19 protein-coding genes and 1 pseudogene are annotated in these 19,659 nt (G+C 62.3%); 11 read left to right on the top strand and 9 right to left on the bottom strand.

All coding sequences use genetic code 11. From position 1 onward, the window contains the following. Window positions 1-77: 77 nt before the first annotated feature. From clpX to ACLM42_RS12050, 3 genes are read left to right on the top strand one after another with little or no spacing between them, the layout of a single operon-like run. Complete coding sequence (gene clpX, locus ACLM42_RS12060) at window positions 78-1,430, top strand: ATP-dependent protease ATP-binding subunit ClpX (RefSeq protein ID WP_247909839.1); 1,353 nt, start codon at window positions 78-80, stop codon at window positions 1,428-1,430. Window positions 1,431-1,436: 6 nt separating this feature from the next. Then, window positions 1,437-2,141, top strand: coding sequence for a lecithin retinol acyltransferase family protein (locus tag ACLM42_RS12055; protein ID WP_415399254.1), 705 nt, complete (start codon window positions 1,437-1,439; stop codon window positions 2,139-2,141). Window positions 2,142-2,150: 9 nt separating this feature from the next. Beyond that, complete coding sequence (locus ACLM42_RS12050; protein WP_415399253.1) at window positions 2,151-4,046, top strand: DNA polymerase III subunit gamma/tau; 1,896 nt, start codon at window positions 2,151-2,153, stop codon at window positions 4,044-4,046. Here ACLM42_RS12050 and ACLM42_RS12045 read toward each other — a convergent pair. Together ACLM42_RS12045 and ACLM42_RS12040 are read right to left on the bottom strand one after the other, a co-directional pair. Continuing rightward, window positions 4,031-5,356, bottom strand: a complete 1,326-nt coding sequence (locus ACLM42_RS12045; RefSeq protein WP_415399252.1) for a glycosyltransferase — start codon at window positions 5,354-5,356, stop codon at window positions 4,031-4,033. The genes ACLM42_RS12050 and ACLM42_RS12045 overlap by 16 nt on opposite strands. Window positions 5,357-5,380: 24 nt before the next feature. Further along, window positions 5,381-6,883 (bottom strand): SpoIID/LytB domain-containing protein, encoded by a 1,503-nt coding sequence (locus ACLM42_RS12040; protein WP_415399251.1) that lies wholly within the window; start codon window positions 6,881-6,883, stop codon window positions 5,381-5,383. A 92-nt stretch (window positions 6,884-6,975) separates the two neighbouring features. On the opposite strand from ACLM42_RS12040, the gene rpmI reads away from it, so the two are divergent. From rpmI to ACLM42_RS12025, 3 genes are read left to right on the top strand one after another with little or no spacing between them, the layout of a single operon-like run. Next, window positions 6,976-7,173 carry a 50S ribosomal protein L35 gene (rpmI, locus tag ACLM42_RS12035; protein WP_185186610.1) on the top strand — a complete coding sequence of 66 codons (198 nt, stop codon included), beginning with the start codon at window positions 6,976-6,978 and terminating at the stop codon, window positions 7,171-7,173. Window positions 7,174-7,217: 44 nt separating this feature from the next. Next, a complete protein-coding gene (gene rplT / locus ACLM42_RS12030) occupies window positions 7,218-7,565 on the top strand; it encodes a 50S ribosomal protein L20 (RefSeq protein WP_010313919.1) in 348 nt (115 codons plus the stop codon). A 41-nt stretch (window positions 7,566-7,606) separates the two neighbouring features. Further along, complete coding sequence (locus tag ACLM42_RS12025) at window positions 7,607-8,128, top strand: tetratricopeptide repeat protein (RefSeq protein WP_247909834.1); 522 nt, start codon at window positions 7,607-7,609, stop codon at window positions 8,126-8,128. A gap of 1 nt (window position 8,129) precedes the next feature. On the opposite strand, the gene ACLM42_RS12020 is transcribed toward ACLM42_RS12025, so the two are convergent. Further along, the gene (locus tag ACLM42_RS12020; protein ID WP_247909833.1) at window positions 8,130-8,645 is read right to left on the bottom strand and encodes a hypothetical protein; all 516 of its coding nucleotides are present in this window, start codon (window positions 8,643-8,645) and stop codon (window positions 8,130-8,132) included. 146 nt (window positions 8,646-8,791) lie between these two features. Here ACLM42_RS12020 and ACLM42_RS12015 point away from each other — a divergent pair, with 146 nt between their 5' ends. The 4 genes from ACLM42_RS12015 (at window position 8,792) to ACLM42_RS12000 (ending at window position 12,176) form a co-directional block, all read left to right on the top strand. After that, entirely contained in the window at window positions 8,792-9,538 is a 747-nt protein-coding gene (locus ACLM42_RS12015; RefSeq protein WP_415400183.1) for a thiazole synthase, read from the top strand. Window positions 9,539-9,607: 69 nt separating this feature from the next. Beyond that, window positions 9,608-9,775, top strand: a complete 168-nt coding sequence (psb34, locus tag ACLM42_RS12010; protein WP_247909832.1) for a photosystem II assembly protein Psb34 — start codon at window positions 9,608-9,610, stop codon at window positions 9,773-9,775. A gap of 56 nt (window positions 9,776-9,831) precedes the next feature. After that, a complete protein-coding gene (locus ACLM42_RS12005) occupies window positions 9,832-11,025 on the top strand; it encodes an NAD-dependent epimerase/dehydratase family protein (RefSeq protein ID WP_415399250.1) in 1,194 nt (397 codons plus the stop codon). Between the two features lie 5 nt (window positions 11,026-11,030). Then, complete coding sequence (locus tag ACLM42_RS12000) at window positions 11,031-12,176, top strand: glycosyltransferase family 4 protein (protein WP_247909830.1); 1,146 nt, start codon at window positions 11,031-11,033, stop codon at window positions 12,174-12,176. On the opposite strand, the gene mrdA is transcribed toward ACLM42_RS12000, so the two are convergent. The 4 genes and pseudogenes from mrdA to ACLM42_RS11980 all read right to left on the bottom strand — a co-directional run. Continuing rightward, window positions 12,173-13,966 carry a penicillin-binding protein 2 gene (mrdA, locus tag ACLM42_RS11995; RefSeq protein WP_415399249.1) on the bottom strand — a complete coding sequence of 598 codons (1,794 nt, stop codon included), beginning with the start codon at window positions 13,964-13,966 and terminating at the stop codon, window positions 12,173-12,175. The two genes, ACLM42_RS12000 and mrdA, sit on opposite strands and share 4 nt — an antisense overlap. A gap of 4 nt (window positions 13,967-13,970) precedes the next feature. Further along, window positions 13,971-14,336, bottom strand: a complete 366-nt coding sequence (locus tag ACLM42_RS11990) for a hypothetical protein (protein WP_415399248.1) — start codon at window positions 14,334-14,336, stop codon at window positions 13,971-13,973. Window positions 14,337-14,390: 54 nt separating this feature from the next. After that, window positions 14,391-15,002: a hypothetical protein gene (locus tag ACLM42_RS11985; protein WP_415399247.1), complete on the bottom strand. Its 612-nt coding sequence runs from the start codon at window positions 15,000-15,002 to the stop codon at window positions 14,391-14,393. Between the two features lie 68 nt (window positions 15,003-15,070). Continuing rightward, window positions 15,071-15,449 (bottom strand): annotated as a pseudogene (locus ACLM42_RS11980) (GMP synthase (glutamine-hydrolyzing)); the annotation flags it as partial. A 103-nt stretch (window positions 15,450-15,552) separates the two neighbouring features. Here ACLM42_RS11980 and ACLM42_RS11975 point away from each other — a divergent pair. Further along, the gene (locus ACLM42_RS11975) at window positions 15,553-16,473 is read left to right on the top strand and encodes a 2OG-Fe(II) oxygenase (RefSeq protein WP_415399246.1); all 921 of its coding nucleotides are present in this window, start codon (window positions 15,553-15,555) and stop codon (window positions 16,471-16,473) included. Window positions 16,474-16,893: 420 nt separating this feature from the next. Here ACLM42_RS11975 and guaA read toward each other — a convergent pair whose 3' ends face one another. Next, window positions 16,894-18,489, bottom strand: a complete 1,596-nt coding sequence (guaA, locus tag ACLM42_RS11970) for a glutamine-hydrolyzing GMP synthase (protein WP_247909826.1) — start codon at window positions 18,487-18,489, stop codon at window positions 16,894-16,896. A gap of 46 nt (window positions 18,490-18,535) precedes the next feature. Then, a complete protein-coding gene (gene cbiD, locus ACLM42_RS11965; RefSeq protein ID WP_415399245.1) occupies window positions 18,536-19,651 on the bottom strand; it encodes a cobalt-precorrin-5B (C(1))-methyltransferase CbiD in 1,116 nt (371 codons plus the stop codon). Between the last annotated feature and the right edge of the window lie 8 nt (window positions 19,652-19,659).

Raw genomic sequence — 19,659 nt, 5'->3', positions numbered from 1 at the left:
CTGGATCGCACCGATCCTGAAGTTTCGGGACACCGCCCCGAAGCCCTCCCGCTCCACGCCGCCACAGCCCTTGCCCAATGGCCAAGTTCGACGCCCACCTGAAGTGCTCGTTCTGCGGGAAGTCGCAGGATCAGGTGCGCAAACTGATCGCCGGCCCTGGCGTCTACATCTGCGACGAGTGCATCGATCTCTGCAACGAGATCCTCGACGAAGAGCTGGTTGAAGGCCATGGTGCCGGCGCTGGCCGCCAACCCCAGGAAGCCAAAGGCAAAGCCCCCGCCAAGAAAACCAGCAAACCAGCTCCGACACTGGCGGAGATTCCCAAGCCCCAAGAGATCAAGGCCCACCTCGACGGCCAGGTCGTGGGGCAAGAAGAAGCGAAGAAGACCCTCTCCGTCGCGGTCTACAACCACTACAAGCGCCTGGCCTGGCAAGGCGACGGCAAGGGTGAGAGCAACGAAACCGCCACCAAACTGCACAAGAGCAACATCCTTCTGATCGGCCCCACGGGTAGCGGCAAAACCCTGCTGGCTCAGACCCTGGCCGAGCTGCTGGACGTCCCCTTCGCGGTGGCCGATGCCACGACCCTCACCGAGGCTGGCTACGTCGGGGAGGACGTCGAGAACATCCTGCTGCGGCTTCTACAGAAGGCTGACCTGGACGTCGATCAAGCCCAGCGGGGAATCATCTACATCGATGAGATCGACAAGATCGCCCGCAAGAGCGAAAACCCATCGATCACCCGTGATGTCTCAGGGGAAGGGGTTCAGCAAGCCCTGCTGAAACTGCTCGAGGGCACCGTGGCCAACGTCCCCCCCCAAGGGGGTCGCAAGCATCCCTATCAGGACTGCATCCAAATCGACACCAGCCAGATCCTGTTCATCTGCGGTGGCGCCTTCGTGGGCCTCGATGATGTGGTCCAACGCCGAATGGGCCGCAATGCCATCGGCTTCATGCCCGAAGGCGGACGCCGCGGCCGGCAGAGCAAAGATCAACAGGCCGCTCAGGTCCTCCGCCACCTGGAGCCCGATGACCTGGTCAAGTACGGCCTCATTCCCGAATTCATTGGTCGCATGCCGGTCAATGCCGTGCTCGAGCCCCTGGATAGCCATGCGCTGGAGGCCATCCTCACCGAGCCCCGTGATGCTCTGGTGAAACAGTTCCAGACCCTGCTGAGCATGGATGACGTGCGGCTGGAGTTTGAACCCGGGGCCGTTGAAGCCATCGCCGCCGAAGCCCACCGCCGCAAGACCGGTGCCCGGGCATTGCGCGGGATCGTCGAAGAGTTGATGCTCGATCTGATGTACGACCTGCCCTCGGACAAGAGCACCAAGGCCTTCACCGTGACCCGAGCGCTGGTGGAGGAGCGCACCCAAGCCAAAGTGCTGCCCCTTCCCGGGAGCGAGCCCGCGCAACAGGAATCGGCCTAGGGCCCCATGGCTGCCGCTGATCACCTTCAGGTGCCGCGGCGGCACGGCCTGTTCAATCATCACGGCGTCGACCTCGGAGACGGCAGCGTCGCCCACTACCTCGAAGGCCGCGAGATTCTGCGCAGCCCCCTCGAGGAGTTCAGCCGCGGCCAACCCCTCTCGGTGGTGTCCTATGCCGAGGGTGACTGCCTGCCGGCAGGGCAGACCCTGCGCCGTGCCATGGGGCGCCTGGGGGAGCAGAACTACAACTTGCTGTTCAACAACTGCGAGCACTTCGCCCATTGGTGCAAAACCGGACGACACCGCAGCGCCCAGGTTGAAGAGGCTCTCCAAGCCGGCAGCTGGGGAGCCTTAGCACTCGGACAATTCATGCCGGCCGCCGTCCTGACCGGCGCCAAGGTGCTGCTACGTCAAGGCCTGCGCCTGGAACCCGGCCAGCTGGAGAAGGGACGTGAACTCGTCAGGCGCAGCCTCGAGCAACTCGATGCCCTGCGGTTGAAGCTGCAAACCAAATTGGAAACCGAGCTGGCACGGGCCGAGGAGCGCTGGGGCCACGGAGACGCACAGCCCCAATTTCAACGCCTGCGGCTGGCCGCCCAAACCCTTGCGGATCAGCTCAGTGAGGTGGAGGAGATCGAAGCTAAGCTCGAGCAACTCCTGACAGATCGCCAGCAGGATTCAAACCCGAACACAGGGGTCGAGGGCCAGTAGCCTCCAGCCATGCCGGCCGCCTACCAACCGCTCCACCACAAGTACCGCCCTCAGCGGTTTGACCAGCTTGTGGGGCAGGAGGCGATCGCCGCGACCCTTGGCAATGCCCTGCGCTCCGGGCGAATTGCGCCCGCCTACCTCTTCAGTGGCCCGCGCGGTACCGGGAAAACATCCAGCGCCCGGATCCTGGCGCGCTCCCTCAATTGCCTGAGCTCAGACGGCCCGACGCCAGAGCCCTGCGGCACCTGTGAGCTCTGCACCTCCATCGCCAACGGCAACGCCCTCGATGTCATCGAGATCGACGCCGCCTCCAACACGGGGGTCGACAACATCCGCGAGCTGATTGAACGCTCTCGGTTCGCCCCGGTTCAGGCCCGCTGGAAGGTCTATGTGGTGGACGAGTGCCACATGCTCTCCACCGCAGCCTTTAACGCCCTCCTGAAAACCCTCGAGGAACCGCCCCCGCGGGTGGTGTTTGTCCTGGCGACCACTGACCCACAACGGGTCCTCCCAACGATCCTCAGCCGCTGTCAGCGCTTCGACTACCGGCGGATTCCCCTGGATGCTCTCGAGCAGCACCTGTGCTGGATCGCCGAGCAAGAAGACATCCAGATCACGCCGGAAGCCCTCCATGTGGTGGCCCAGCGGGCGCAGGGGGGCCTACGGGACGCCGAAAGCCTGCTGGATCAGCTGAGCTTGCTGCCAGGCCCCGTCGAGCCGATGGCGGTCTGGGAATTGCTCGGAGCCGTGCCCGAGCAAGAGCTTCTGCAACTGGCTCAGGCCCTGGCGGGGGCCGAGCCACTCGGGGTGATTGAAGCGATCCGCAACCTGCTGGAACGCGGCCGTGAGCCCGGGGCGGTCCTGCAGGGGATGGCCGGGCTGCTGCGCGACCTGGTGCTCGCCGGCGTCGCCCCCGACCGCCTGGAACTCACGAGTTTCTCGCCGCAGACCCGAGGCGAATTGCCGACTCTCGCCCGCAGCCTCGGCAAAGCGAAATTGCTTCGCTGGCAAGCCCAACTCAAAGGAAGCGAGCAACAACTGCGCCAGAGCGTTCAACCCCGGCTCTGGCTCGAGGTTCTCTTGCTGGGTCTGCTGGCTGAACCCGCCGCCCAGGCCACCGCCACCACCACCGCGGCGAGCCAACGGCCGGCTCCGGCTGCGGCCATCAGCGCGCCCACACCGGCGGCGCCCCCTACCGCTGTCGCTCCAGTCCCAGCATCACCTGCTCCGGCAGTACCCGCTCCCGCCCCGCCGGCCCCGGAACCCGCCGTCCAGGCAACTTCAGCAGCGGTTCCCGCCCCAGAGCCTGCAGCGGCACCAAGCGCCGAGGCACCCGACCTGGCCGCCCTCTGGCAGCAGATCTTGGCAGGACTGGAGCTGCCCTCCACCCGGATGCTCCTCTCCCAGCAAGCCTCTCTGGCCCGCCTGGACAGTCAGCGCGCGGTCGTCCAAGTGGCCGGCAACTGGACCGCCATGGTGCAGAGCCGCTTGCCCCTTCTGGAGAAAGCGGTCGCCTCGGCTCTGGGCAGCCCCAGGCAGGTTGTTCTGGAAGCCGGTGCCGCTCCGCCACCTCAAGCCGTGCCAGCAGCAGCCAGCGAATCAGCCCCTGCACCCCAAGCCCCGGCCAGAGAAACACCAACGCCGGCGAGCGAAACCCCTGCCGCTACGGCAGCTCAGACTCCTGCTCCAACGCAGACCGCACCAACCGCTGCACCAGCACCCGCACCGGCGCCACAGTCACCCTCTCCTGAACCCAGCCCAGCCGTTGCAGCCCCTGCTCCAGCACGGCAGCCCCATGGGTTAATCGACGACCAGGCCAAGCGACTGGCTGATTTCTTTAACGGCGAAGTGGTTGACCTGCAGGACCCACTGCCGGAATTAGGAGACGATCAAGCCGCCGCTTGATCAGGGTCAGGCTCGGCACCCACATGCAGCGTCTTGGCCCAAACCAGGCGCTTCGGCAGCAACGCCATCCGCAGAGTGGTGTACGGGATCACCACAAACCAATGGCCCAGATAGGCGATGCCCCAGGCCAGGTTGATCGGTCCCATCGAAGGCAAGTCCGGCCCCTCTGAGCGGCGCGAGCAGCCCACCAAGATCGCTCCACCCGAAAGACCAAAGGCCACGAACGAGAGGGGCCAGCTCAGGGGCGAGGTTCGCGTCATCAGCGCGGTCAGCGCATCGGCGGCGGCCATCACAGGCAAGGCGTACTGCAGCAGGAAAAAGCAGCTGAGATCAAGCTTGCGGGCCACGGGCACCTCACTCCCGGTGAGCTGGGGCCAATAGTCGAAGAAACGCTGCAACCCGCCCTCGGCCCAACGCTGGCGCTGACGCCAGAGGGCACTCCAGGCGGTCACGGCCTCCTCTTGCACGGGCGGGTCCCAGAGCAGGGCGACCGGTTGCTGCTGGACCAGCAGGCGGAAACTCAGATCGAGGTCATCGGTCACGGTGGCTTCGTTGAAGCCTTCGCAACTGAGCACCGCCTCGCGTTGGAGCAATTGACCATTGCCGCGCAGCTCCACGACTCCGCCTGAAAGCAGACGCCCCTGCTGAATGACGGCATCCAGGGCCATTTCCATGGCCTGGGCCCGGGTCAACCAGTTGAGGTCTGGATTCACCACGGACTTGCGCAGCTGAACGGCTGACCAACCGCCCTGTTCGGCAAAACGGACCAGCCGCTCCAGCACATCTGGTTGCAACTGGGCATCGGCATCCAGCACAAGCAACCAACGCCCCTGCAGGTTGGGCAGCACCGCATTCAGCGCTCCCGACTTTCCGCCGCCGGCATCACGAGGACGGCGCAAGACCTGGAGCTGAGGGAAGCGGGCCTGGTATGCCGTCAGGACCTCTGGGGTCCGGTCTTCACTGCCATCGTCAACGATCCAAATCTTGAGACGGTCCGCCGGGTAGCTCAGGGCGGCCAGGCGCTCGACCAAGCGACCGATCACCGCCTCCTCATCGCGGGCCGCCACCACAAGATCAACCGCTGGCCAGCTCTCCAAAGCGGCAGGGCTCTCCGCCTGAGCGCCGCGGAAAGCAGGAAGAAAGACTGCGCGCAGGACGTAGAAACCCAGCAGCAAGGTCAAGGCCGTGGCAGGCCACAAGGCCTGAGCCGCCGGCAGCCCATGGGGCACTGCTGCCGCGGAGCAGCAACAGACGAGGAACAGGGAGGCCTGTAGTCGGCGCGCTCCTGTGGCTGTGCCCCCAGCGGCCATGGCGATCCCAAGGATGTGCGAACTCTAAGAGCCCCCCTTCAAAGCCCCTAATGACGGAAGGGGGACCAACTCCGTTCCCGGGTAGTAGTGCCGAAGGATCTGCTTGACGCTCCAACCGCGCCCACCCAGATCAATGGCGCCGGCTTGCGACAAACCAGCGCCATGGCCAAAACCGCCTCCCTCAAAGCGCCAAAGGCCCGCCCCGGCCGGTTCAATCACAAACAGGGTGCTGGGCAGGCGGCGCAGGGTGCGGCGGATGGCATCCCGGACCAGCACCCGCTCACCCAAAGGACCCCGGAGGGCCAAACGAACCACTCGGCCACTGGGGCCCCGCTCCAACACAACCGGTTGCACCGGGGATCCAACGGCAGCAGCTCCCGCACCGAGGGCACGGGCAAAGGTCTCCTGACCCAGGACCCGCTGCCAGCGGAAGTAAGGATGCTTTTGGCCATACACACCGGCTGTCGCGCTCAACACCGAGCGCACCTGCTGCCGCTGGGTTAAAGGCAAGGACAACCCCTGCGGTGCCCCTCCCGCCCGATCAAAGGCGGGTTCGAGATAGGGCAGCTCAGGCAAGGACCAGGCTTCGTCCTCATTGGCACTGACCCCACCGTTGCTGGCGTGATACACAGCATGAATTGGCTTCCCCTTCCAAGCCAGCACCTGGCCCTCGGTCGCTCGAATGGCCTGCTGCACTCCGGCCCGGGCCTGGCGTGGATCGCTGTAGACCTGACATTGGGTGTCCGAGCAGAGGTGATAGCCGTCCAGGGCAAAGCGATGCTGATTGCCCAGAGCCCAGGTCCGGGCCAAGACCGCTTGGGCCGCCAGGGCTGCCGGCGGCGATCCGGCCCCGATCTCATGGGGGACAACGCCGTGGAGGTAGCGCTCGAGCGGCACCTCCTCCACCAGCGTCCAGCTCCCGTAGGCATCCGGCTGCAGGCGGAAAGGCCCCTGGAAAACACCGCCGTTCCAGCGCAGACCACCAGGGGCCTCAAGCCGAACCGGTTCCTGGAGATCCCTCCAGCCGTCGGGCCGTTGGACCTGCAGGGTCAACACCTCACTAACAACCTTTTCCTCCACCTTCGAGCCATACCCCGAAGGCACAGGCCGCTCGGGATCGGCCCAGACCTCCCATTCCCCTGGGTGGGCCACCACCGCCTCCACACCCAGACGACGCCAAGCCAAGGCGGCCTGCTCCGCCGTCTCAAAGCTGGAGAACGGCCCCAACACCCGACGGCGAATGGTCAATGGCTCGGGCAGTGGCTGGGTTCTCCAGCGGAAAGAGAAGCGCGGAGCACTGCCGAGACGCCCGGAGGCATCACTGAGCTGCAACGTCGAGCCAGCTGCCACCAGTTGAAGAGGGGTCGCACCCAGATGGTCCGCCAGGGCCACCCAGAGCACCGGCTGGGCCCCATCGACGACCGGCGGCGCGGGCACAGGCCGGTGGGTCAGGGCCTGGGCATCCGTTCCTTGGCATCCCGCCAGCAGAAAGGACGCGGCGAGTGCCGCCGTAAAGGAACGCAGCATGGCCTGGCTAGATCCAGGTCAAACCCTAGGGGGAGTTGGCGGAAGGCACTCTGAAGTCTTACTCTCATTGTTTGTGCACGAGCGCGTAGACGATGCCGAAGCTCAAGACCCGCAAAGCAGCCGCCAAGCGGTTCAAGGCGACCGGCAGCGGGAAGTTCATGCGCCGCCACGCTTTCCGCAACCACCTGCTCGATCACAAGAGCCCTAAGCGCAAGCGCTTCCTCGGCACCATGGCCGTGGTTGACGAGCGCGACGCGGACAACGTGAAAGCGATGCTCCCCTACAGCTGATCGCTTCACTCCCTAGCTGATTCAACATTTACTGAGAACCATTCATGGCCCGCGTTAAAAGGGGCAACGTCGCCCGCAAACGCCGCAACAAGATCCTTCGCCTGGCGCGTGGCTTCCGCGGTGGCAACGGCACCCTGTTCCGGACCGCCAACCAGCGGGTGATGAAGGCGCTCTGCAACGCCTATCGCGACCGTCGCCGCCGCAAGCGTGACTTCCGTCGTCTGTGGATCGCCCGCATCAACGCTGCTGCTCGCTTGAACGGCCTGAGCTACAGCCGTCTGATCGGTGGTCTGAAGAAGGCAGACGTGCAGCTGAACCGCAAGATGCTGGCCCAGCTGGCTGTACTGGATCCCACGAGCTTCGCCACTGTCGTGGGCGCCGCCAAGAGCTAATCGCCCTCTTCAAACACAACTAAGCCCAGCCCGGTCGGTCCATGGATGTTTCACTCCCACAGGCCTACCTGGTTGGGCTTTTGTTGTTGCTCGGCACCGCTTCGGTCCTCGTCGCGCGCCAGATCCTTCGCGTCCGCCGCGATGAGTCGGCCCTGGCACGGCTGGAAGCCCAAGCCAAGGACAGCGAGAAGAGTGCAGGAGATCTCTATGAGTTGGCCTCGGTTCAGCTGCGAAAGCGCCTCTACGGACAAGCCACTGAAAATCTGAAATTGGCCGCCAAGCGCGCCAGCGGCGAGCCGAGCGAGGCACAGGCCTTGATTGAAAACGCCCTGGGATTCGCCCTGGCAGCCCAAAGCAACTACAACGGCGCCATCAAGCACTACCGCGCTGCTCTTCGGGCCAAGTCGGACTACCCCGTAGCCCTTAACAACCTGGCCTTCGCGCTGGAGAAACAGCAGAAGAGCGACGAAGCCAAAGAGACCTACGCCAAGGTGCTGGAACTCGACGCCGCCAATAAGACGGCCCAACGACGGCTGAAGCGCTTGGAGCGCACCGCCGCCTAGGTCACCAAAGTCCGCGAATGGCAGGAGCGGCACTGGTCTCAGGAGTCATCACCAGTTGACCTCCGGGGTTGGTCAGCCGAGGGGCCGACCAACCAGTGAGCGTGAATCCCTGAAGCCCGTCGAAATAACCGCCGCTCTGCAGATCAGAGGCGGGGTAGTCCCCGAGAAGCAGCAAATCCAGCTGGTCCGAGGCCGCATTTAAGTTGCCCTGAACCGGAATCGTGGTGGAGCCCAGGGTGATTTCGCCCCGGACATCCACCATTTGCCCCAGGGCTTTGAGCGACGACAGGGTCAAGCGTGCGCTGGCCGCTTCACCTGGACCAAAGGGGGTGTAGCTCCCGGACCAAATCCGAGGAAGCTCCTGCACCAACTGGCCAGCACGAGCCACAGGATCGAATTGGCGGACGGTGGCCGCCATGCCGAAATTTTCCTGGAGAGGGGTGCTCTGACTCGGAGCGACAGCCTCGGTGGGCAGCGGAAGCGCAGCCAGCAGCAACGGAATCACAGGTGGCGCCATCAAGTGGCTCCACGTTAAGGATCGAAACTGAAAACGACAGGTCTGCGCTGTACGGTCTCAGCACAGCTGATCGCATCCCCTTGTCTGCAGAGCCGCTGCACGCTGACGACCTAATCATCGGTGGTCGACGCTTTCGCAGCCGCTTGATGACGGGCACGGGGAAGTACCCAAGCCTGGAGGCCATGCAGGCGAGCCTTGCATCCAGTGCCTGCGAGATCGTGACTGTGGCCGTCCGCCGGGTGCAGTCCCAAGCGGCGGGCCATGAGGGCTTGATGGAAGCGGTGGATTGGAGCCAAATCTGGATGCTCCCCAACACCGCTGGCTGCGCCACCGCCGAGGAGGCCATCCGCGTGGCCCGGCTGGGGCGCGAGCTGGCGAAGCTGGCCGGCCAGGAAGACAACACCTTTGTGAAATTGGAGGTGATCCCCGATTCCAGACACCTCCTGCCCGATCCGATCGGGACCTTGGAGGCAGCAGAGCAGCTGGTGAAAGAAGGCTTCACGGTGTTGCCTTACATCAACGCTGATCCACTCCTGGCCAAACGGCTTGAGGACGCCGGCTGCGCCACCGTCATGCCCCTGGGCTCACCCATTGGCTCAGGGCAGGGCATCCGCAATGCCGCCAACATCGCTCTAATCATTGAGAACGCCACGGTTCCAGTGGTCGTGGATGCGGGCCTGGGGGTTCCAAGCGAAGCCGCTCAAGCCATGGAGATGGGCGCCGATGCGCTCCTAATCAACAGCGCCATCGCCCTCGCGGGTGATCCAGCAGCCATGGCTCGGGCCATGGCCATGGCCTGCGAAGCCGGACGAACCGCCTTCCATGCAGGCCGTCTACCCGTGCGTGGCCAAGCCAGCCCCAGCTCCCCCACCACCGGACGCGTCGGCACATAAAGCTTCCGCACAGCGCCGATTCAATCCACCACTTCGTCCTTACTGTCGCCACAACCACGTGTCACAGCGATGCAGGTCACAGAAGAGGACGGCGGCAGGCTGAATGCCTTTGCCAACGAGCCCCAAATGGAGGTGATCGAAGCAGGCCAAGCCCTTGGCGCCAACAGCAAAGTGCTCCTGATCGGCGGCGCTCTGCTGGTGATCCTGATGCTGGCCGTTGCGGTAGGAATCAGCTGAATCCCTGTAGTAGCTTGCCCTGACGGAGCAAGTGCTCGTTCAGCAGGAGTCCAGCGGTGAAGGTTCTCGTTCTCGGCGGTGACGGCTTCTGTGGCTGGCCCTGTGCCGTGAACCTGGCCGACCAGGGCCACGATGTGGTCATCGTCGACAACCTGAGCCGCCGCAAGATCGATATTGATTTGGAGGTGGAGTCCCTGACTCCCATCTCCAGCATTGGTGAGCGCCTAAAGGCCTGGGAAGAGATTGGCGGCAAACCCATGCGCTTTGTGCACATGGACATTGCCCACGAATATCAGCGGTTGGTGGACCTGCTCCTGGCCGAGCGGCCTGACTCGGTGGTGCACTTTGCCGAGCAACGGGCTGCTCCCTACTCCATGAAGAGCAGCGCCACCAAGCGCTACACCGTCGATAACAACGTCAACGGCACCCACAATCTGCTGGCGGCCATCGTCGAGAGCGGCCTGGATATTCACGTGGTGCACCTCGGCACCATGGGTGTGTATGGCTATGGCTCCCATCGCGGCGCCACCATCCCTGAGGGCTACCTGAAGGTTGAGGTTCCCCAGCCCGACGGCAGCCGTTTCGAGGAGGAGATCCTGCACCCGGCAAGCCCGGGCAGCGTATATCACATGACCAAGACGCTGGATCAGCTGCTCTTCCTTTACTACAACAAAAACGACCAGGTCCGCATTACCGACCTGCACCAGGGCATTGTCTGGGGCACCAACACCGATGCCACCGACCGCGATCCGCGCCTAACCAACCGCTTCGATTACGACGGGGACTACGGCACGGTCCTGAACCGTTTCCTGATGCAGGCGGCCATCGGCTATCCCCTGACCGTGCACGGCACGGGCGGTCAGACCCGCGCCTTCATCCACATCCGTGACTCGGTGAAGTGCGTGCAGTTGGCCCTGGAGAATCCCCCCACCAAAGGCGAGCGGGTGAAGATCTTCAACCAGATGACCGAGAGTCATCAGGTGGGTGAGCTCGCCAAGAAAGTCGCCGCCCTGACCGGAGCCCAGGTCAACAACCTCCCCAACCCCCGGAACGAGGCTGTGGAGAACGATCTGATCGTGGACAACCGCTGCTTCATCGAGCTGGGCCTGAACCCCACCACCCTCGATGACGGTCTGCTGAAGGAAGTGGTGGAGATCGCCACCCGCTTCGCCGACCGCTGCGACCGCAACCGCATCCTCTGCACCTCCGCCTGGACTAAAACCCAGGAGCAAGCCATTAAGGCCACCTGATTGCCTTGAAAATCGCCCTCTTCACCGAGACCTTCCTGCCGAAGGTTGATGGGATCGTGACCCGGCTCACCAAAACGGTGCAGCACCTGGTCACGGCCGGTGATGAGGTGATGATTTTCTGCCCCGAGGGAGCCCCCGAGAGCTACATGGGGGCACAGGTGGTTGGGGTTCCGGCCATGCCCCTTCCCCTTTATCCAGAGCTGAAGCTGGCGCTGCCGCGCCCGTCGGTCTCGGACGCGCTCGAGGCCTTTGCCCCCGACCTGGTGCACGTGGTCAACCCCGCCGTTCTCGGCCTCGGGGGGATCTGGCTGGCCAAGACCAAGGGCTATCCCCTGGTGGCCAGCTATCACACCCATCTGCCCAAGTACCTAGAGCACTACGGCCTCGGGATGCTCGAGCCTGTGCTGTGGGAACTGCTGAAGATGGCCCACAACCAGGCCCAGCTGAACCTCTGCACCTCCACCGCCATGGTGGCTGAGCTCAGCGAAAAGGGAATCCAGCACACCGATCTTTGGCAGCGGGGGGTCGATACAGACCTGTTCCGCCCGGAGCTCCGCAGCCAAGCCATGAGGGAGCGGCTGCTGGATGGCCGCAGCGACACCGGGAAGCTCCTGCTCTACATCGGCCGTTTGTCAGCAGAAAAACAAATCGAGCGCATCCGCCCCGTCCTTGACGCGATGCCCGATGCCCGCCTGGCGCTGGTCGGTGATGGCCCCTACCGCCAACAGCTCGAGACCCTGTTCGCCGGCAGTGCGACCAACTTCGTGGGCTACCTGGCCGGTGAAGAGCTGGCCAGTGCCTATGCCAGCGCCGATGCCTTCCTCTTCCCGAGCAGCACCGAGACCCTGGGGTTGGTGCTACTGGAGGCCATGGCGGCGGGCTGCCCTGTGGTCGGAGCCAACCGCGGAGGAATCCCTGACATCGTCAGCGACGGGGTGAATGGTTGCCTCTATGAACCCGATGGAGCCGATGGCGGTGCCGGCAGCCTGACCGCTGCAACCCAACGGCTGCTGGGGGATCCCGGGCAGCGCGAACAACTGCGACGCAACGCCAGGGAAGAAGCCGAGCGTTGGGGCTGGTCCGGTGCCACCGAACAGCTTCGCGGCTACTACCGCCAGGTGATGGAAGCCTCCACCCCAGCCTTGGTCTAACGGCTACGTTGCTGGGCCCAGACCTGCAGCACCTGACGCGCCATGGGCAAGGCGTGGACTGAACCTCCACCCGGGGTGTTCTGGGCAAAGGCCACCACCACAATCTCGCCGTTGGGGTAGGGGGCAAAACAAGCAAACCAGGCATGGTCCGGGCCGCCGGTGCTGTCCTCAGCCGTTCCCGTTTTGCCTGCCACGGGGGGCAACTCAGCCGCTTGGTTCATGGCGTAGCCCGTGCCCTCCTGGACCACCTTGCGCAAACCGCGATTAATCGTGGCCAGGGTGGAGGGCTTGATATCCACCTTCGTGCGGCGCGGCGGGGCCGTCCAGTCCAGACCGCGATCGACCAAATGCGGGGTGATCAAGTAGCCGCCATTGGCAAAGACGGCATAGGCCCGAGCCAATTGCAGGGGGGTGACCTGAACCACCGACTGGCCAATCGACATGCTCGCCATGTCCTCTGGAATCCAGGGGGTGGTACCCGGCTTACCCCAGGTCCGCCCCTTGGCGGCCCACTGCTCGTTGCCCACCAAACCGGTGCTTTCCTCGTAGCCGATCTCAATGCCGGTGGGCTTGGTAAAGCCCAACTTCACCGCTGCGTCATAGAGCGGCATTGAACCCACCCCAACACCGATTTGGTAATAGAAGGTGTTGCTTGAGAAGCGCAGAGCATCCTCGTAGCCGATCAGGCCAAACCCGGCACCGTTGTGATCCGGGAAACAGTGCCCTCCATAGGTGATGCAGCCGCGGGTCATCAGCTTGGTGTTGGCCGGAAACTTGCCGGAGGCCATCCCTGCAAAGGCGGTCACCGGCTTCCAGGTGCTGCCGGGGTCATAGGCGTTCATGGCCCGGCTGAAGAGGGGCTTCGAGGGAGACGCAAACAGGGCGTCGTACTCCCGCTGGGTGGTGACGGTCTTAGAGAAGAAGTTGGGATCGAAATTGGGGCGACTGGCCAGCGCCAAGATCGCCCCAGTTCTGGGATTCAGGGCGACGATGGCGCCTCCCGGCTTGCCCTTTAAGGCCGTCTCAGCCGCACGCTGGAGCGGAAGGTCCAAGGTCACCACCAGGTCTTTGCCGGCCTTGGAGGGGCGGTCACCGAGGACGCGCTGAATCTCACCCATGGCGTTCACCTCGACCATCTGGCCGCCCCAGGTGCCGCGCAGGTGTTGCTCGTAGGCGGCCTCCACACCGATGCGACCGATGCGATCGCGAATCTTGTAGCCGCGTTTCGCCAGCACCTTGTATTCCTGCTCAGTGATCGGCTGGGTGTAGCCCAAGGTGTGGGACCCAAGCGAGCCATGGGGATAGCTGCGCACCACATCCAGATCCACCTGGGCGCCCCTGAGGTCACTGGCCTGCTCGCGGAAGCGCAGGACCTGCTCCGGCGTCAGTTCACTGGCCAGCTCAATCCGGTATTCCTGCTTGCCGGGCCCTCGACGCTTGCGCTGCTCCAGTTGCTTCTGGGGAATCTTCAACAACGCGCTCAGACGATCCCGCAAAGCAGGCCAGGAACCCTTGGGGAGATCTTTGGGCTGCAGATACAAGCTATAGATCAGCCGGCTGGACACCAAGACCTGACCGTGGCGATCCAAGATCCGCCCGCGAACGGGATTGCGGGCCAGCAAACGGATGCGGTTTTCATCGGCCCTCTCCCGGTTTTCACTGCCATGCAACAGCTGCAACCAACCCAGGCGCAGGACCATCGCCGAAGCGAAGAACAGCACCAAACCCAGCAGGACGGCCGGCTGACGCTGTAGCCCGGCACTGCGATGGGGGTTGGAGGCGATGGCCAAGAATTCAGCTCCCTTCCGTGAGCCGTTGCTCCAGCAACGTCAACCGATCGGAGATGCGAGCCAGAGCCAGCCGCAAGTCTTCCTCCCCTGCATGCTTGGCCAGGGCCGACTCCACAGGAACATCGGTCACCTGAACCTTCATCACCGGGTTGCCCAAACCAGGCTGAATCCGATCCAGGCGCTCGCGGACCTGGCGGGCTGCTTCGGCTCCTTCCTCCCGGAGCTCAGTGAGTCCGTCGGGACCTTTCGAGAAGGCGTCGGCCAAATCACGGGCACCGCCGCGCTTGGCCCGCTCCACCACGGCCATCCCCACCGGCAGAACGTCCTGCATCAAGGTCAAGCGCAGGTTGTCGAGGGGGTCAGAACCCATGAAGTGAGGCGATGAGTGAGCCCAGTCTGGCGCCTGATCCTCGATCTGGCTGGACTACCCCGCACTCCTCGAGATGGCCGGCTGAACAATCTGCTGACGGCAGAACTGTTGGGAACCGAGCCACCAGCCCGCACCCACCGCGATCACCATGAGGGCCGAGAGCGGGAGCAGGGCCTGCCGCGTGACCGGCAGCACCATCCACTCGCTCCAGTCGCGCACCAAGCGTTCGCGATCGAAGCGGCGACGCTCGCTGGCCTGCTGCTGAAGCCGACGCTTGAGGGACTTGGAGACCCAGCGCTCGAAGGCCTTCTTCTTGGTGACGGCCATCTTGCGCTCCACCTCCAGCAGCTGGCCGGGGGTGAGCTCAGGGTTGAAGGTGCTGATCAGCTCCAGGCTCTTGAGGAACATCTCCACAGCCCCGTCCTTAACGGCGCGGTCGTTCTCGCTGAGCAGTTCCCAGTCCAACTCGGGATAGAAGCGCACCCGGTTGGACGTGATCTGATCTTCCGCCAGTTGGCCAGGCTCCCTCAACCAACGGTCGGTATTGGCATCAAAGCGGCGCCAATACAGAAAGGGGTTGAGGTACACCACCTTGCCTGCCAGCTGAATGCTGTCCTGCTGAAGGCGGCGCTGCAGCTGGATTTCCTGCTGAGGGGCGGCGGTCAAGGCTCCTGGGCCGGGGCCCCGAGGGTAACGGAGTCACCCGGCCAAAGCCATGGTTCAACGGATGGGAATTATTCCCACTCGATGGTGCCGGGGGGCTTACTGGTGATATCGAGAACCACCCGGTTGACCCCTTTGACCTCATTGACGATCCGGTTGGAGATCTTCTCCAGCAGGTCGTAAGGCAAGCGGGACCAATCGGCCGTCATGCCGTCTTCCGAGGAGACGCAGCAGCACAACGGGGAAGGCATAGGTGCGCTTGTCACCCGTCACGCCAACACTGCGCACCGGCAGCAGCACAGCGAAGGCCTGGCAGATGTCGTGATACAGCCCCGCGGCCTTGATTTCCTCGCGCACCACCAGATCGGCATACCGAAGAATGTCGAGCTTGTCGTCGGTCACTGCACCCCGGATGCGAATCGCCAGGCCAGGACCGGGGAAGAGATGGCGGCCAAGATCGCTGCAAGGGTCGAATTTTGTGACGCAAGTTTTTCCAGGACAAGAACATCCAACAGCAGCCCACTAAGTTAGGGAGAAAATTCCAATGCGCGCAATGCAAACAGAATCCGCCAATCAACAGAATTGCAGCCAGACTATTAGCACGACAGGCCTGGATTATTGCGACCAAGACATGCTCAGCGAAAAATTTAAAGACCTACCCAAGGTGGCCAAGGAAAACGCATCTACTTACCTTAGCAACGATCCTTATCCACATATCGTTTTTGACGATTTTTTCGATGTCGACTTTCTCTCTTTAGTTGAAGCTACGTTTCCAAATTTAAAGGCCGATCCCACGACTCAAGAATTTAACAATCAGGCCGAGGTCAAGCTTGGAAGCCGTCGAGGAGATGCCCAGCAATCCAAGGCCATCACGGAGCTTCTGCGCTACCTAAACTCTCACTCTTTTGTTGACTTCTTACAAAAACTAACCGGAATCAGCGAGCCTCTCATTGTTGACCCTCACTTTTGCGGCGGCGGCATGCACGAAGTCAAAAGAGGCGGACTACTAAAACTTCATGCCGACTACTGCAAGCACCCCGAAACAAAGCTAGATAGGCGACTAAATTTACTTATTTACCTGAACAAAGATTGGAAAACAGACTTTGGTGGAGACCTAGAACTTTGGGACAAAGAGTTGAAAGCTTGTGGCAAGAAAATATCGCCAGTATTCAATAGGATGGTGGTTTTTGCTACCACTGACTTTACCTATCACGGACATCCAGACCCCCTACTTTGCCCGCCTGAAATAAGTAGAAAGTCTTTAGCCTTGTATTATTTTTCGAATGGGCGCCCCTGCTCAGAGCTCCGGCCAAGCCACATCGCCAGTAAAAGTACAATTTTTGTCAAGAGACCACTAGAAAACTTTCGGGAGTCTCAGGCAGTCGTAAAAACCCTTGCCCGCAATTTACTGCCTCCTCTACTCTACAGACTATTGATACAGACTAAACATCGCCTCCAGAAGCCCGGTACCTAGATTTCCTTAAACTATCAAATTACTCGAATCAAAAGATGCAGCACCAATCACCGCCGAAGGTCTTAACATATAGGTCAATCGGCATATCCTGACCCACGGTCCTCGCAAGCATCACCCACTTTGACCGGCGACAAATACTCAAACCAGAAAAATAGCAGCGCCTGACACGCATCAACCCTCAATCACGAGCTTTGGACTCCAAAATAGTCAACATGAAATAGACAAGTCAATACACAGGCAACTCCATGTTCGTATTTGTAATGAGAGGGACTGGGGACCCAGTCACTTGGCGCCTGATATTTCCAAATAGTCCGCAACTTTATCCGAAAGATGCTATCGATTTCATCGATTAGACTTACTCCTTCATTGTCCGCCAATATGTTAGATATTAAAAACCAGACCGCCTGAGACAGAAAATAATTATTCCCACTCGATCGTGCCGGGGGGCTTACTGGTGATATCGAGAACTACCCGGTTGACCCCTTTGACCTCATTGACGATCCGGTTGGAGATCTTCTCCAGCAGGTCGTAAGGCAAGCGGGACCAATCGGCCGTCATGCCGTCTTCCGAGGAGACGCAGCGCAGAACCACCGGGAAGGCATAGGTGCGCTTATCGCCCATCACACCAACACTGCGCACCGGCAGCAGTACCGCAAAGGCCTGCCAAATGTCGTGATACAAGCCAGCGGCCTTGATTTCTTCGCGGACCACCAGATCGGCGTCCCGCAGGATGTCGAGCTTGTCGTCGGTCACCTCACCCAGGATTCGGATCGCCAAGCCAGGACCGGGGAAGGGATGGCGGCCCACGATCTCCTCGGGAAGTCCCAGGGTGCGGCCGACCTTGCGGACCTCGTCTTTGAACAGGCGCCGCAGGGGCTCCACCAGCTTGAACCGGAGATCCTTGGGCAGGCCGCCAACGTTGTGGTGGCTCTTGATCTTCACCGCCACCCGCTCTCCCGTTTTGGGATCGACGTTGGTGCCTGCACTCTCAATCACATCGGGATAGAGGGTGCCCTGGGCGAGGTAATCAAAAGGTCCGAGGCGCTTGCTTTCCTCTTCGAAGACCCGAATGAATTCAGTGCCAATCAGCTTGCGCTTTTCCTCGGGATCAGTGACACCGTCCAGCTTGTTAATGAAGCGCTCGCGGGCATTGATGTATTCGACCCTGATGTGGAACTTCTTGTCGAAGAAGTCCATCAAGAATTCAGGCTCGCCTTTACGCATAAAGCCCTGGTCGATGAACATGCAGGTCAACTGATCACCAATCGCCTTGTGCAACAAGAAAGCGAGGGTTGAGGAGTCAACACCGCCAGAGAGGGCCAGCAAAACGCGCTTATCGCCAACCTGACGACGCACGTCAGCAACCGCCTCATCGATGAAGGCTGCCGTGGTCCAATCCGGCAAGCAACCGCAAACGTGATAAACGAAATTGCGGATCAAGGCCATTCCGCATTCGGAATGCACCACCTCGGGGTGGAACTGAACGCCATAGAGACGCCGCTGGTGATCAGCCACAGCAGCTTCAGGCGTGTTGTCCGTATGGGCCAGGCGAACAAAGCCCTCCGGCAAGCGCTCCACGGAGTCGCCATGGCTCATCCACATCGTCGAGCCCTCGTCGACGTTGGTGAGCAGGTCAGTGGGGTCGTCGACAAACAGCGGAGCCTTGCCGTATTCGGCGCGGCCGGCAGCCACAACAGAACCACCCAGCTGTTGCACCATCAGCTGCATGCCGTAGCAAACACCCAGCACCGGAATACCCAGATCCCAAATCGCTGGATCGCACTTGGGGGCGTGCTCGGCATAGACCGAGCTGGGACCGCCACTGAGGATGATTCCCTTCGGATTCAGGGCCTTTAATTCAGCCGCGCTGGTGGAGTACCCCATCACCAGGGAATACACCTCGGTTTCCCTCACCCGACGGGCGATGAGCTCGGAATATTGAGAACCAAAATCAAGGATCACAATCGCCGGATGACGATTGGTTTCACCGATCGAGGTTGGAGTCACGTCTGACATGGAGCGGCCAGCAGCTGTGGCCCAGGCATTCGGATCACCCTAGATCTCAGGCCTGAAAGCACTCCAGCAGCTCGGCCCCGATAGGACCGCGGGCGCAAAGGGTGCGGCTGCGGTCAAACAGAACCGCACCCAGCTGGAGATCAGCGTCGTGATGCTTGGCCAGATAAGAGCGAGCGCGCTGCTCGATCACCGCAGCCAAGCGCTGCTGCAGGCCCGCCGCCAGGCCTGCGTCGCCCTCGGCCAAATCAGCAATGGCCTGATCAACGCTGGCTGCCTGGAGCAGCAGCCGGATCTGGTTCAGCGAACAACCGTGCTGGACGGCCTGGGCCGCCAGGATTTCCAGGCGACCATCGGCCAGATGGTGATGGGTATGAAAGATGCCCCCCGCCAGCTTGATCAATTTGCCCTGGTAGCCAAACAACAGAAGGCGCCGGACCCCCAGCTCAGCCGCGGCCACCAGCAAGGGTCCAATCCAATTGCCCGCCTTCAGTAACAACGCCGGGGGCAGCCCCTGCTGGGGGGCCAGATCCAAGCCGTTTTCGCCCAAGACCAGCACCAGGTCGCCACGCCAAAGCGGCTCCTGACTGCGGCGCTCCAACTCCTGACGGGCCTGGGCCAGTTGATCGGGGGCGGCGCTGCGCTGAACCAAGGCCTGGGTCCCAATCAGGGCCAAGCCCTCCACCACACCAAAGGCGGCATTGCTCGTGCGCTCGGCCCGTTGGCGCCCCTCCGGGAGGGTGATCGTCAACCGGAGGCTCCGGCCATCGGGCAGGAGTGGACGCAGATTGACCTCCAGCAACTGCCGCGCGTAGGCCGAGAGGCAGGCCTCACCGGAGGCGGCGTGAACTCCCACGCCCTCACCGGGCAACAACTGCAACCAGTCCCCATCGGTGCCAGCCGCATTCCAGCTGGCCTCCACCCAGACCTGTAGGCCACGGGTGAGATCCAAAACCTCGCCGGGATCACAGCAACTGGTGGCCAAAGCCCGCTCCGGGCTCAAGCGGGCCGCCGCCTGAACCGGAATCGCCGTGGATTGACGACCCGCCACGGTCTCGAGGAGCAGTGGGACCTGCGCTTCAAACGTCTGACCAAGAAGCTCCCGAACGGCGGCCACAGCTGCGGCCGCTACCCACACCGGAAGGGTGTAGCCGCACTCAGCCATGGAACAGA

It is taken from the genome of Synechococcus sp. W4D4, from assembly GCF_047716805.1.
In the GTDB taxonomy this organism is placed as follows: Bacteria; Cyanobacteriota; Cyanobacteriia; order PCC-6307; family Cyanobiaceae; genus Vulcanococcus.
The sequence above is the reverse complement of the archived record's forward strand: the minus strand, read 5'-3'. Positions and strand labels throughout refer to the sequence as shown.